Source organism: Sphingopyxis indica, assembly GCF_900188185.1.
Lineage (GTDB): Bacteria > Pseudomonadota > Alphaproteobacteria > Sphingomonadales > Sphingomonadaceae > Sphingopyxis > Sphingopyxis indica.
In genome coordinates this window covers 182,347-195,786 of the sequence record NZ_FZPA01000001.1, presented here as the reverse complement: position 1 = coordinate 195,786, position 13,440 = coordinate 182,347, and the positions used below count along the sequence as shown (strand labels likewise).

The 13,440-nt window shown below is 66.4% G+C and carries 9 protein-coding genes; 3 read left to right on the top strand and 6 right to left on the bottom strand.

The features are described from left to right. Positions 1-65: 65 nt before the first annotated feature. Positions 66-2,372 (top strand): beta-glucosidase BglX, encoded by a 2,307-nt coding sequence (gene bglX, locus CHB69_RS00795; RefSeq protein ID WP_089214090.1) that lies wholly within the window; start codon positions 66-68, stop codon positions 2,370-2,372. A gap of 10 nt (positions 2,373-2,382) precedes the next feature. Then, positions 2,383-3,963 carry a sulfatase family protein gene (locus CHB69_RS00790; RefSeq protein ID WP_089214089.1) on the top strand — a complete coding sequence of 527 codons (1,581 nt, stop codon included), beginning with the start codon at positions 2,383-2,385 and terminating at the stop codon, positions 3,961-3,963. Positions 3,964-4,420: 457 nt separating this feature from the next. Here CHB69_RS00790 and CHB69_RS00780 read toward each other — a convergent pair whose 3' ends face one another. The 3 genes from CHB69_RS00780 to CHB69_RS00770 all read right to left on the bottom strand — a co-directional run bounded on the left by CHB69_RS00780 (position 4,421) and on the right by CHB69_RS00770 (position 6,120). Then, on the bottom strand, positions 4,421-5,305 hold the full coding sequence (locus tag CHB69_RS00780; RefSeq protein WP_089214087.1) for a PEP-CTERM sorting domain-containing protein: 885 nt from the start codon (positions 5,303-5,305) through the stop codon (positions 4,421-4,423). A gap of 61 nt (positions 5,306-5,366) precedes the next feature. Then, positions 5,367-5,663 carry a hypothetical protein gene (locus CHB69_RS00775; protein WP_141133886.1) on the bottom strand — a complete coding sequence of 99 codons (297 nt, stop codon included), beginning with the start codon at positions 5,661-5,663 and terminating at the stop codon, positions 5,367-5,369. 73 nt (positions 5,664-5,736) lie between these two features. Continuing rightward, a complete protein-coding gene (locus CHB69_RS00770) occupies positions 5,737-6,120 on the bottom strand; it encodes a hypothetical protein (RefSeq protein ID WP_089214085.1) in 384 nt (127 codons plus the stop codon). 138 nt (positions 6,121-6,258) lie between these two features. On the opposite strand from CHB69_RS00770, the gene CHB69_RS00765 reads away from it, so the two are divergent. After that, a complete protein-coding gene (locus CHB69_RS00765; protein ID WP_089214084.1) occupies positions 6,259-7,380 on the top strand; it encodes a diguanylate cyclase in 1,122 nt (373 codons plus the stop codon). 172 nt (positions 7,381-7,552) lie between these two features. Here the strand turns inward: CHB69_RS00765 and CHB69_RS00760 are convergent, their stop codons facing one another. The 3 genes from CHB69_RS00760 to CHB69_RS00750 are packed head-to-tail and all read right to left on the bottom strand — an operon-like array spanning position 7,553 to position 13,352. Further along, positions 7,553-8,974 carry an efflux transporter outer membrane subunit gene (locus CHB69_RS00760; RefSeq protein ID WP_089214083.1) on the bottom strand — a complete coding sequence of 474 codons (1,422 nt, stop codon included), beginning with the start codon at positions 8,972-8,974 and terminating at the stop codon, positions 7,553-7,555. Next, positions 8,974-12,171, bottom strand: coding sequence for an efflux RND transporter permease subunit (locus CHB69_RS00755; RefSeq protein ID WP_089214082.1), 3,198 nt, complete (start codon positions 12,169-12,171; stop codon positions 8,974-8,976). The genes CHB69_RS00760 and CHB69_RS00755 overlap by 1 nt, the downstream gene beginning before the upstream one ends. Next, positions 12,168-13,352 (bottom strand): efflux RND transporter periplasmic adaptor subunit, encoded by a 1,185-nt coding sequence (locus CHB69_RS00750; protein ID WP_212541872.1) that lies wholly within the window; start codon positions 13,350-13,352, stop codon positions 12,168-12,170. The genes CHB69_RS00755 and CHB69_RS00750 overlap by 4 nt, the downstream gene beginning before the upstream one ends. Positions 13,353-13,440 lie beyond the last annotated feature (88 nt).

Below are 13,440 nucleotides of genomic sequence, written 5' to 3'. Positions count from 1 at the left end.
AAGGGTGGATTTCAGCCGTTTCTCCGTGCTGAAGGCCCAAGACAATATTTTGGGAAGGACGAATCATGCCGTCGATGCCGCGCAACCTCACGCACCTGACGCTCGCGACATTATTGCTCTCCGGCGCGCTTTCGCCCGCCCCGCTGCTGGCGAAACCGGCGGCCGAATCGGCGCCGGTCGATTCGACCGGATGGGAAAAGCCCGACCCGAAGATGGACCGCTTCATCGCCGATCTGATGGCGAAGATGACGCTCGAGGAAAAGATCGGCCAGTTGTCGCTGCTCACCAGCGACTGGGATTCGACCGGGCCGACGATGCGCAAGGGCTATCAGGAGGATATTCGCAAGGGGCGCATCGGGTCCGTCTTCAACGCCTTTACCGCCAGATATACGCGCGACCTGCAACGGCTGGCGGTCGAGGAAACGCGGCTGAAAATCCCCCTGCTCTTCGGCTATGACGTGGTTCATGGCCACCGCACCATCTTCCCCATCTCGCTCGGCGAAGCCGCGAGTTGGGATTTGAATGCCATTGAAAAATCAGCAAGAATTTCCGCGGCAGAAGCCGCGGCCGAGGGCCTTCACTGGACCTTCGCGCCGATGGTCGACATCGCGCGCGACCCGCGCTGGGGCCGCGTGTCCGAAGGCGCCGGCGAGGACGTCTATCTGGGCAGCCGCATCGCCGAGGCGCGGGTACGCGGCTTTCAGGGCAGCGACCTCAAGGCCACCGACACCATCTTGGCGACCGTGAAGCATTTCGCCGCCTATGGCGCGGCGCAGGCGGGGCGCGACTATAATACGGTCGACATTTCCGAACGGACGCTGCGCGACATCTATCTGCCGCCGTTCAAGGCCGCCGCCGATGCCGGCGCCGCGACCTTCATGACCTCGTTCAACGAATATGACGGCATTCCCGCCTCGGGGAATCACTATCTGCTGACCGACGTGCTGCGCGACAAATGGGGCTTCAAGGGCTTCGTCGTAACCGATTACACGTCGATCAACGAAATGGTCGCGCACGGCTATTCGAAGGATCTGAAACAGGCGGGCGAGCAGGCGATCAACGCCGGGGTCGACATGGACATGCAGGGCGCGGTCTATATGGAAAACCTCGCGAAATCGGTCGCCGAGGGCAAGGTCGACGTCGCGCGCATCGACGCCGCGGTGAAGGCGATCCTCGAGATGAAATACCGCCTCGGCCTGTTCGACGATCCCTATCGCTATTCGGACGAGGCGCGCGAAAAGGCGACCGTCTATCGCGCCGACTTCCTCGACGCCGCGCGCGACGTCGCGCGCAGGTCGATGGTGCTGCTCAAGAACGACGGCGCCCTCCCCCTCGCCGCGTCGGCGAAGTCGATCGCGGTGATCGGCCCGCTCGGCGACAGCAAGGCCGACATGATCGGCAGCTGGGCGGCCGCGGGCGACCGCAAGACGCGTCCCGTAACCCTGCTCGAAGGGATGCAGGCGCGCGCGCCGAAGGGGCAGACCGTCGCCTATGCCAAGGGCGCGAGCTACGCCTTCGAGGATTCGGGCAAGACCGACGGCTTCGCCGAGGCGATCGCGCTCGCGCAGAAGTCCGACGTGATCGTCGCCGCGATGGGCGAGCGCTGGGACATGACCGGCGAGGCGGCGAGCCGCACCTCGCTCGACCTGCCCGGCAACCAGCAGGCACTGCTCGAAGAACTCAAGAAGACCGGCAAACCGATCATCCTCGTGCTGATGAGCGGGCGGCCGAACAGCATCGAATGGGCGAACGACCATGTCGATGCGATCCTCGAGGCCTGGTACCCCGGCACGATGGGCGGCCATGCGATCGCCGATGTGCTTTACGGCGACTATAATCCGTCGGGCAAATTGCCGATCACCTTTCCGCGCAACGTCGGGCAGGTGCCGATCTTCCACGACATGAAGAACACCGGGCGGCCGATCGACCCCGCGCAGCCGAATGCCAAATATGTCTCGCGCTACCTCAACACGCCGAACACGCCGCTCTATCCCTTCGGCTATGGCCTCAGCTACACGAGCTTCACCTATTCGCCTGTGACGCTGAGCAAGACAAGCATCCGGCCCGGCGAGCCGCTGACCGCGACCGTCACCGTCACCAACAGCGGCGCGCGCGACGGCGAGGAGGTCGTCCAGCTCTATGTCCGCGACCTCGTCGGATCGGTGACGCGGCCGGTGAAGGAGCTGAAGGGGTTTCAGAAGCTGATGCTCAAGAAGGGCGAATCGCGACGGGTGAGCTTCACCCTGACCGACGCCGACCTCGCCTTCACCCGCGCCGACATGAGCTGGGGCAGCGAGCCCGGCCAGTTCAAGCTGTGGGTCGGGCCGTCGTCGGCCGAAGGGTCCGAGGCCGATTTCGAGCTGACGAAATAGGAGGCGAAGGATGCGCCATCATCTCTCGCTCGCCGCGCTCGCCGTCCCGCTGATGCTCGCCGGCGTCGCTTCCGCTAAGGAGCAGCCGGCCCCGCGGCCGAACATCGTCTATATCATGTCCGACGATCACGCCTATCAGGCGATCTCGGCCTATGGTTCGGCGCTGTCGAAGCTCGCGCCGACGCCGAATATCGACCGCATCGCAAAAAATGGCGCGGTCTTCACGCGCAGCTTCGTCGGCAATTCGCTGTGCGGGCCGAGCCGCGCGACGATGCTGACCGGACGGCAGAGCAATGCGCACGGCTTCACCCAGAACGGCCAGCATTTCGACAACAGCTCGTGGGTATGGCCGCGCGCGCTGGCGCAGGCGGGCTATACGACCGCGATGTTCGGCAAATGGCACATCAACGGCACGCCCAAGGGCATCGGCTTCGACGACTGGAAAGTGCTCGACGACCAGGGCGAATATTACAACCCCGACATCATCACGCCGAAGGGGCGCAGCATCGTGGCGGGCTATACGACCGATCTGATCACCGACTACAGCCTCGACTGGCTGAAGAACGGGCGCGACAAGTCGAAGCCCTTTGCGATCCTGATCCACCACAAGGCGGCGCACCGCAATTTCATGCCGGCGCTGCGCCATATCACCAAATATCAGGGGGTCACCTTCCCGGTCCCCGCCAATTATTTCGACGACTACAAGAGACGCAAGGCCGCCGCCGCGCAGGAAATGAACATCTATCGCGACATGTATGAGGGGCATGACCTCAAGATGACCGTCGCGAAGGGATCGGCGCGGCTGCGCTACAATCGCTGGCCGGGCGCCTTCGACCGGATGACCCACGACCAGCAGGCGCAGTGGGACGCCGCAATGCAGGCCGACAACGACAAGATGAACGCGGCGAACCTTTCGGGCCGCGACCTCGCGCTGTGGAAATATCAACGCTACATGCAGCAGTATCTGGGCACGATCGCGGCGGTCGACGAGGGCGTCGGCAAGGTGCTCGACTATCTGGAGGAGAGCGGGCTCGCGAAGAATACGGTGGTGATCTACACCTCCGACCAGGGCTTTTACCTTGGCGAGCATGGCTGGTTCGACAAGCGCTTCATGTACGAGGAGTCGCTGCGCACGCCCTTCCTGATCCAATATCCCGGTCATATCCGCCCCGGAACGAAGATCGCGGCGCCGATCCAGAATATCGACTATGCGCCGACCTTCCTCGACCTTGCCGGGGTGAAGGGCCCCGACACGATCCAGGGCCGCTCGCTCGTCCCGCTGTTCGGCGGCCGGACGCCGGCAAACTGGCGCAAGGACATCTATTACCACTATTACGAGTTCCCGGGCTTTCACTCGGTGCGCGCGCATTACGGGATGCGCGACGATCGCTACAAGCTGATCCGCTTTTACAGCGACGACATCAACGCCTGGGAATTCTATGACCTGAAGAGCGACCCGCACGAGATGCACAACCGTATCGACGACCCCGCGATGCAGAGCCGGATCGCCGCGATGAAGAAGCGCCTCGTCGCGCTGCGCCGCCAATATGGCGACAGTGACGGCCCGGCGGTCGATGCGCCGTTGAATTAGAGCAGTTTTCGACCAATCTGGGTCGTCGTGATTGCGCCAGACAGCCCGCTGGCGAGGCGTCGGCGTGCGGCAGGGGCTGGTTGCCCCTGCAAGCGACGCAACGCTGTCCAGCGGGCTGTCTGGCGCAACCGCTGTGCGGCGGGCCGCTTTTGGCCCATCGCAGCGTCGCTCGTCGCGCACGATGTCCCGCATCGCACGGCTCCTCGCTTCTCGCGCTGGGCCAAAATCGGCTCCGTCCCGGCGACCCAGATTGGTCGAAAACTGCTCTAGGGCATGATCGACGTTGATTGAGTCAATAATCAATAGATCGTGTGTCCCCGCGCAGGCGGGGACCCATCTCCGGACGGTGCAAGATAGCGCCGTCGGGAGATGGGCTCCCGCCTCCGCGGGAGCACACAGCCTGTCCATTCAAAGATGATTTCGCACTTGGATGAATTGCAGGAAGTCCGGTGCAGATTTATGATCCGGCGCCCTTGAGCCCCAGCTCCTCGGCCGCGACGCGCTGAAGCGCTTCGGCGACGCGCGGGTCGAGGCCGATTTCGTGCGCGGCGAGTTCCTTTCTGCCCAGGCTGCGCGGATCGACGCCGGTGACGCGGCCGAACACCACGAGCGCCTCGAGATAATAGCCCGCGGCGCTCGCGTGATATTGGTCGTAGCTCCACAAATCGACCTGTCCGAAGGCGGTCCCGTCATAGGGATCGGGGTCGGCGACGCCTTCGGCCATCGCGCGGTTCCATGCCTCGCCGACCGGCAGGACGCCGTCGATGTCGGTGGACGCCGCATCGACGCCGTCGAGCGCCTTGCGCAGATCGAGCGCCATGCGATCGACCGGTTGGCCATGCCAATGACCCGAAGGCTTGTAGACCTGGTCGGCGCGCGACCAGGTCGCGGTGAGGTAAACGCGCACGTCGGAATTGGCGCGGGTCACGGCAGCGGCGAGGGCCGGGGCGCTCTTCGCGGTCACCGCCGGATTGCCCGGATGCTCGGGATCGAGCACGCTATAGTCCTGCATCACGACGACGTCCCACGGCTTCGCGATCACGTCCAGCCGGTCGGCGAGATGCTGCGCGAGCGTCGTCCCGCCGCGCAATTCGTGCGAGACTGTCCAATCCTGCCCCGCCTGCTCGGCAAAGCGGCGGAACAGCGCCGGCACGCCGCCGACCCCGCCGCCGTTGAGATCGGTCACCGTATCGACGCGATAGCGCAGCACCGCCGAATTGGCGCCCTGGGTGAAGCTGTTGCCGATGAAGAGGATCGACCGGGGCTCGTCGGCGCGCGCGGCGGGGGTGGCGGCGAGTGCCGTTGCCAGCAGCAAGCCGTTCAAAAAGCGGAATATCGTCATGGCAAGGACGATAGGGCGAGGTCGCGGGCGCGGCAAGGCGCCCGCGGCGACCGGGACGAAATTATCCGGCAAGCACCCAGAACAGCCCGCCGATGAACAAGAAAACTCCGGCGGCGAACATCGCATATTCGCCAATGCCCACGCGAAGCGCTCGGCGATGGTCGTGCCGAAAGGCCTCGATGCTGGTCTGGAGTTCGGCCATGCCCGTCACCCGCCCCACATCGAGGTGACGCCCCCGCTTGAGAAATATCAGCGCTTCCTGCGCCTCTTCCTTCGTGATGGCGGGATAGCGGCGGAAAATATCCTCCGCACGCGCCGCCTGAGCCTGCGCAGCAGACCCGTCCTTGTCGTCTGTCATGATCACATCCGTCATTGCGCCCCGCTAGGAGACGCACCGTCATCGGGGCGCCCAAACGGCGCCCGGCGAAGGTTCAGACAGGGCGGGCCGGCGGCGCGCGCGCGGCATAGGGGCGACGGCGGGCGAGCGCGACGCCGCAAGCGGCGACGGGTTCGTAGACCGGAGCCGCGGCAACCGGCGCCGCGAGGATGATCGCCGGCGGCAACCCGGCAGGACCGGGACCACCCGATGCACGCCGATCGTCGTCGCCATTGCGGCAGGCGGCGCCGATCTTGACCGCAGCGGAGCGAAGGACCGGCCCCGATCCGGTCTGCAGTGCGCCCACGACCGGCTTCTGCGCATGACCGTCGAACGCCGCGCTGTCGCGGGGGGCGCCGACGACGCCGAGCGACGCCAGCGCAAGCCAAGCGAGCAGGCCCGCGAAGCGCTTGCGTCCGAGAGACAGGATCGAAATCATGCGCCGATGTCGTTAAGCGCTGCGCCGCACAAGGTAAAGCCAACGGAAGCAAGACGTTCTCACCGCATCGCGAAATTTTGCCGCGAAAATGGAGCAAAGTCGGCTTAAACGCCGCCCCCGCCGCCCGTTAATCTCCGCATGACCACACACGCGACATCTTCGGGTGAGCCGGTAGGGCGGCTCCTTGGCTGGCTGGGGCTACGCCCCGGCGGCAGCGGCATCGCCGCCGATCCGGGCGCGCCGCCCGACGGAAACCCCAGTCGCGTCCGGCAGGTTCGCGCCGATCTGATCGAGGCGATCGGCCGCTTTCTGCTCGACAATGATCTCGACGTGTCGCCCGCCAATCTGGTGATCGCACACGGCGCCTTTTCGGGCAGCAATCCGCGGCTCGCGCGTCAGGTCGCGGCGCGCGCAGTCACCCACGGCGGGGTAACCCAGCAGTGGATCGACGAGATCTGCGGCGAAGAGGCGGACCCCAAGGGGCAGGCCGACCTCGACCGCCTGATGGCGAAGCTCGAAACCAATCTCGAAGCCTTTCAGACACGCAGCAAGGCGGCGCACCAGATGACGCGCGACTATGGCAGCGAACTCGAAGAACATCTGACCGACCTCGAACAGCTGCAAAAGACCGGCCAGATCGTCTCGAATCTCGCCGATCTCGCCAAGGCGATGCTCGAACGCACGCGCAAGGCCGAGGACGAGATGCGCAAGAGCGAGGACGAGGCCAAATCGCTGCGCCGCAACCTCGCGCGCGCCAAGCGCGACGCCGAGGTCGACTATCTGACCGGGCTGCCGAACCGCCGCGCGTTCGAGGCCCTGTTCGACCGCCACTATCGCGAAGGCAAGGAAACGCCGTTCGCGCTGAGCGTCGCCTTTTGCGACATCGACAATTTCAAGGCGATCAACGATATCCACGGCCACGATGCCGGCGACCGCGTGCTCAAGGTCATCGCCGATACGCTGGCGCAGATTTCGAACGATAATTGCCACGTCGCGCGCCACGGCGGCGAAGAGTTCGTGATGCTGTTCCGCGGGTTGACGCCGCGCGAGGTCGCGAAGAAGCTCGACGATGCGCGCGAGCGGCTCGCCGACCGCCGCCTGATCAACCGCAAGACCGATCAGCCCTTCGGGGTCATCACCTTTTCGGGCGGGGTAGCCGATGTCTTCGGCTATCCCGAACCGCGCGCCGCGCTGAAAGCCGCCGACGAAGCGCTTTTCCGCGCCAAGCAGGCCGGACGGAACCGCATCGAGATCGCCTGACGGCTACAAGCCGCCCTCTTGCGGGGGCGCACGGGGGTGGGACGACGGGGGTGCGTCCCACCCCTTTTATTCTGTGCAGTGTGTCCCCGCGAAGGCGGGGACCCATCTCCATCCGGTCCAAGATGGCACCGGCAGGAGATGGGCTCCCGCCTTCGCGGGAGCACACGGATTTTCATTCGGAGCGAACAGCTGCCCCATCCTGCCAGCCGCCGCCGAGCGCGAGGAAGAGCGCGACGAGATAGGTCGAGCGCTGCTGCTCGGACTGGGCGATCGCCGCCTGCACCTCGGCGAGCGAGCGTTCGGCGTCGAGCACGACCTGGAAATTCTCGCGCCCCGCCCGATAGCGCAGCCGCGCGATCCGCGCCGCCTCCCCTGCCTCATCCGCCGCGCGGCTCAGCGCCGCGAGCCGGTCGAGCTCGCCGGCATAGTTGGCGAGCGCGCTTTCGGTTTCCTGCAGCGCCGAAAGCCAGGTGCCGTCGAACGTCGCGAGCGCCGCGTCGGCGCCCGCCTCGGCCTGTCGCAGCCGCGCGCGGGCGACCGCGATATTGGGAAAGCTCCAAGAGATCAGCGGACCGATCGAGAAACGGAAATTGTCCGAATCGCCGATTCCCGAAAGCGAAGTCGCTGTCGATCCGATCGAACCGCCGATGCTGATGCTCGGATAAAGGTCGGCGGTCGCGACATTGACCCGCGCTGCTGCCGCCGCAAGCTCGCGTTCGGCGCGGCGGATGTCGGGACGGCGTGCGAGCAGGGTCGCGCCGTCGCCGACCGGAATCGGCCGGTCGAGCTGGGGCGGCGCCTGGCATTGCAACGCGACTTCGGGCGCCTCGGCGGGCGGCTTGCCGGTGAGCACCGCGAGCCGGTAGAGCGCCGCCGAACGCTGCGCGGTCAGCGTCGGCAAGGTCGCCCGCGTCTGTTCGAGCAGCGCCCCCGCCTGCCCCGTGTCGAGCCGCGTCGCGCGGCCGCCCTCGAACAGGCGGCGCGTCAGGTCGAAGGTCTGTTCCTGAATGCGCAGCGTTTCCTGCGCGACCGCGAGCTGGCGGTTGTACGAGCAGACATCGGCATAGGCGCGCGTCGTTTCGGCGGCGACGGTGATGCGGGTCAGGTCGAACGCCGCCTGCACCGCGTCGGCGTCGGCGCGGCTCGCGCGGATCGCGCTTTCGACGCGGCCGAACAGGTCGACCTGATAGCCGACGTCGAGCCCGACATCATAGCTTTCACCCTCGACCGGGCCGATACCGGTGGTCGCGCCCGACTGGCGGGCATAGGCGCCGCTCGCGCCGGCGCTCGTCGTCGGCAGGCGGCCGGCCTGCGATTCCTTGAGCACCGCGCGCGCCTGCGCCAGATTGGCGGCGGCGACGCGCAGGTCGGTGTTGGCCGCAAGCGCCTGCTGAACCAGCGCATCGAGTGTCGGATCGCCGAACAGGCTCCACCATTCGCCCGGAGGCTGGTCGCCGGTGAAGGCGGGCGACTTGCCCGCTTCGAGGAAGGGCGCCTGCGACGGCGCCGCCGGTTCGGGCGAATGATAGGCGGGGCCGACGGCGCACGCCGACAGGGTGAGCGCGCTGGCGGCAAGAAGGATCGAGCGGGTCATCACTGCGCCTCCACCGGCGCGTCGCCCGCCCGGCGGCGGCGATCCTTGACCCAATTCTTCCCCCGCTCGGCGAGTCCGCGGCACACGACGTAGAAGACCGGGGTGAAGATCAGCCCGAAAATCGTCACACCGAGCATCCCGAAGGACACCGCGGTTCCGAGCGCCCGGCGCATCTCCTGCCCCGGCCCCGTTGCGATGGCGAGCGGGATGACGCCGAAGATGAAGGCGAAGCTGGTCATCAGGATCGGGCGCAGGCGCGAGCGCGCAGCATGGACGGCGGCTTCGATGGTCGACATCTTCTCCTCTTCCTCGCCCTGTTTCGCGAATTCGACGATCAGGATCGCATTCTTCGCCGCGAGCGCGATGAGAACGACGAGGCCGACCTGCGTGAGGATATTATTGTCCATCCCGCGCAGATTGACCCCGAGCATCGCCGCGAGGATGCACATCGGCACGATCAGGATCACCGCAAGCGGGAGCGGCACCGATTCATATTGCGCCGCGAGCACGAGGAAGACGAACACCACCGCGAGCAGGAAGATCAGCACCGCGCTGCTCCCCGCCGCCTTCTGCTGATAGGCGAGCGCGGTCCATTCATAGGCGAAGCCGTCGGGCAGCGTCTTGGCCGCAATATTTTCCATCGCGGTGAGCGCGTCGCCCGACGACACGCCGGGCGCCGCCTGCCCCTGCAATTCGACCGCGGGGAAGAGGTTGTAGCGCACCACGCGCGTCGGGCCGCTGTCGTTGCGGAAGGTCGCGACCGACGACAGCGGCACCATCTCCCCCGTCGACGAGCGCACCTGCAGCCGCCCGACATCCTCGAGCCGGCTGCGCGCGGTCGGTTCGGCCTGCGCGGTCACGCGAAAGGTGCGGCCGAGGAAGTTGAAATCATTGACATAGGTCGAGGCGAGATAGGTGCCGAGCGCGGCATAGACCTGGCTGGGCTCGACACCCAAAATCAGCGCCTTGTCGCGGTCGACGTCGGCAAAGATGCGCGGGCTGCCGGTGTTGAACAGCGAAAAGACCTGCGTCACCTGGTCGTTCTGCGCCGCGGCGCCCATCATCGCCTGCGTTGCCTTTTCAAGGTCGTGATAGCTTTGCCCGCTGCGCCCCTCGATCATCATCATAAAGCCGTTGCCGTTGCCGAGCCCCTGCACCGCCGGCGGCGCGATGACGAAGGCATTGGCCTCGGGCAGCGCCATGGCGAGCGCACCCGACAATTTCTGCGACAGGGCGGTGGCGCTGAGCTTGCTGCCGCGCTCTTCCCAATCCTTGAGGCGAATGAACATCGTGCCGGCGTTCGAGGCGGTCGAGAAGCTCGACCCGTCGAGGCCCGCGAAGGACGCGGTGCCGTCGATGCCCTCCATCTGCGAAACGACCTCTTGCGTGCGCGCCAGCACTTCGCTGGTGCGATCGAGCGAGGCGCCCGGCGGCAGCTGCACGACGCCGATCAGGAAACCCTGATCCTGCTCGGGAATGAAGCCCGTCGGCGTCGCGGTGAGCCGCCAGCCGGTCGCGGCGAGCAGCACCGCATAGATGATCAGCATCAACCCGGTCTTGCGAACCAGCTTCGCCGTCGTGTGCCCATAGCGATCCGAAAGCCTATCGAACCCCTGGTTGAACTTGTCCGCGGCGCGGCGGCCGAGGCGCAGCACCGGATTCTTCGGCTCGGCGTGATGCCCCTCCTCGTGCGGCTTCAACAGCAGCGCGGCGAGCGCGGGCGACAATGTCAGCGAGGTCAGCGTCGAAAACACCGTCGCCGCGGCGATGGTCACCGCGAACTGCTGATAGAAGATGCCGGGGATGCCCGGGACGAAAGCGGTCGGCACGAACACCGCGATCAGCACGAGGCCGATCGCGAGCAGCGCGCCCGACACCTCGTCCATCGTCCGATGTGCCGCCTCGCGCGGGCTGAGCCCTTCGCGGATATGCTTTTCGACCGCCTCGACCACGACGATCGCGTCGTCGACGACGATGCCGACCGCGAGCACGAGCGCGAAGAGCGACAGCGAGTTGATCGAAAAGCCGAGCGCAAGCTGCACCGCGAAGGTGCCGACGAGCGACACGGGGATCGCGATAATCGGGATGATCGCCGCGCGCCACGTCTGGAGGAAGACCATCACGACGAGGACGACGAGCACGAGCGCCTCGACGAGCGTGTGCTGCACCGCTTCGACCGAGGCCGCGACATATTCGGTCGGATTATAGGGTATCTGATATTCGAGCCCCGGCGGGAAATCCTTCGACGCCGCCTCGACCTCCTTGAGCACGAGATTCGAGGCGTCGAGCGCATTCGCGCCGGGCTGCTGGATCACCGCCATGCCGACGCCGGGCTTGCCGTCGAACACGCCGCGGACGCTATAGTCCTGGCTGCCGAGCTCGACGCGCGCGACGTCCTTCAGCCGGGTGATCGCGCCATTCTGAACGTCGGTCTTGATCACGACATTGGAAAATTGCTCGGGCGAGACGAGGCGCCCCTGCACTTCGAGCGGCAGCTCGAAGGCGGGGTTGCCCTTGCCATAGGGCGGCGCGCCGACCGAGCCGCCCGCAACCTGGACATTCTGCGTTTCGAGCGCGGCGATGATCTCACCCGCGGTCAGATTGCGCGCTGCCGCCTTGTCGGGGTCGATCCACACGCGCATCGAATAGAAGCCGCCGCCGAAAATCTGCACCCCGCCGACGCCGTCGAGGCGAAGCAGCCGGTCGCGCAGCGTCGAATTGGCGTAATTGCCAACATAGTCGATGTCGATCGCGGGATCGGTCGAGGTCAGCGCGACGATCATCAGGAAGCCCGATTCCTGCTTGTTCACCTGCACGCCGATCTGGCGCACCTGTTCGGGCAGCCGCGGCTCGGCGAGCGCGACGCGGTTCTGCACCAGCACCTGTGCGGCATCGAGGTCGGTGCCCGGTTCGAAGGTCACGGTGATCTGCGCCACCCCCTGCGTCGAGGAGGATTGCAGATAGAGCATATTCTCGACGCCGTTGATCTCCTGCTCGAGCGTCGAGGCGACCGTTTCGGCGATCGTGTCGGGCGACGCGCCGGGATAGGAGGCGGTGATGCTGATCGTCGGCGGCGCAATTTCCGGATATTGCGACAGCGGCAGCTGCGGATAGGCGAAGGCCCCGATCAGCGTGATGAAGATCGCGATGACCGCCGCGAAGATCGGGCGGTCGACGAAGAAGCGGCTGAATTTCACTGGGCGCTCGCCTTCTTCGCGGCGGCGCCCTTGGCGGCGGGCGCCGCGCCCTTTTCGGTCACGACCTTGCCGCTGGCGGTGATGCGCCCCGGCTGCGTCTTTGCCGGCTGGCCCGGCATCGCGCGCTGGATGCCGCCGACGACGACACGCTCCTTCGCGGTCAGCCCCGAACGGATCACGCGCAGCCCGTCGATCACCGGGCCGAGCGTCACCGGGCGCGCCTGCACCTTGCTTTCGGGGCCAATCACATAGACGAGCCGGCGCGCGGCGTCGGTGACGATCGCGGTGTCGGGAACCATCACCGCATCGTGCGGCGCCGAGGCGGCGAGCTGGAGCTGGCCGAACAGGCCGGGACGCAGCTTGCCGTCGCTGTTGGGAACGCGCGCCCGCACCGTGATCGTTCCCGATCCGGTGGAGAGCGCATTGTCGACAAAGTCGATCCGGCCCTGATAGCGATAATCATCCTCGCCCTGCAGGCGGATGCGCACCGGCGATCCGAGCAGCTTGTCGCCGCGATTCTCATAGGCAAGCAGGTTCGATTCGGACCCCTGGAAGCTGAAGTGCAGCGGGTTGGTCGACACGATCGTCGTCAGCACCGTCTGATCGGCGGTCACGGCATTGCCGGGATCGACGAGCCGCTGCGAGACGCGGCCCGAAATCGGCGCCGTGACGCGCGTGAAGCCGACGTTGAGTTCGGCGGCGCGCACCGCGGCGCGGCTCGCCGCGACATTGGCCTCGGCGGTGCGCAGCGCGGCGCGGCGCTGTTCGACCTCTTCCTGGCTCGCCGCCTGCGACGCGGCGAGCGTCGTCGAGCGCGCGAGTTCGGTCTTCGCATTGGCGAGCGTCGCCTGCGCGCTCGCCAATTGCGCGCGCGCCTGATCGAGCGCCGCCTGCGCGGGGCGCGCGTCGATGCTGAACAGCAATTGCCCCGCCTTCACATATTGGCCGTCGGTGAAATGGGTGCGCGTCAGATAGCCCGACGCGCGCGGGCGCACCTCGACGCTCTGGATCGCTTCGAATCGCCCCACATAATCGTCCCATTCGGTGACCTGCTTGACGAGCGGATTCGCCACGGTGACGGGCAATTGCGGCGGGCCGCCCTGCCCCTCGCCGCCGCCCGAGCAGGCGGCGAGCAGCATCGAAAGGGCGAGCAAAGGCGCGAGGAGAGGGCGCATGGGCATGGGCTTTTTCTTTTCTTTACGGGCGGTTCGGCATCGCGCGGCATGAGGGAGGGGGGAGGTGCCGCGTGATACCTTTGCGCCGACTAAT

What these genes read in the sequence shown, in the direction of transcription:
- CHB69_RS00790 (WP_089214089.1), top strand. Translation starts at nt 2,383, where the DNA reads ATGCGCCATCATCTCTCGCTCGCCGCGCTCGCCGTCCCGCTGATGCTC.
- CHB69_RS00775 (WP_141133886.1), bottom strand. Translation starts at nt 5,663, where the DNA reads ATGACAGACGACAAGGACGGGTCTGCTGCGCAGGCTCAGGCGGCGCGT.
- CHB69_RS00770 (WP_089214085.1), bottom strand. Translation starts at nt 6,120, where the DNA reads ATGATTTCGATCCTGTCTCTCGGACGCAAGCGCTTCGCGGGCCTGCTC.
- CHB69_RS00750 (WP_212541872.1), bottom strand. Translation starts at nt 13,352, where the DNA reads ATGCCCATGCGCCCTCTCCTCGCGCCTTTGCTCGCCCTTTCGATGCTG.
- bglX (WP_089214090.1), top strand. Translation starts at nt 66, where the DNA reads ATGCCGTCGATGCCGCGCAACCTCACGCACCTGACGCTCGCGACATTA.
- CHB69_RS00780 (WP_089214087.1), bottom strand. Translation starts at nt 5,305, where the DNA reads ATGACGATATTCCGCTTTTTGAACGGCTTGCTGCTGGCAACGGCACTC.
- CHB69_RS00765 (WP_089214084.1), top strand. Translation starts at nt 6,259, where the DNA reads ATGACCACACACGCGACATCTTCGGGTGAGCCGGTAGGGCGGCTCCTT.
- CHB69_RS00760 (WP_089214083.1), bottom strand. Translation starts at nt 8,974, where the DNA reads ATGACCCGCTCGATCCTTCTTGCCGCCAGCGCGCTCACCCTGTCGGCG.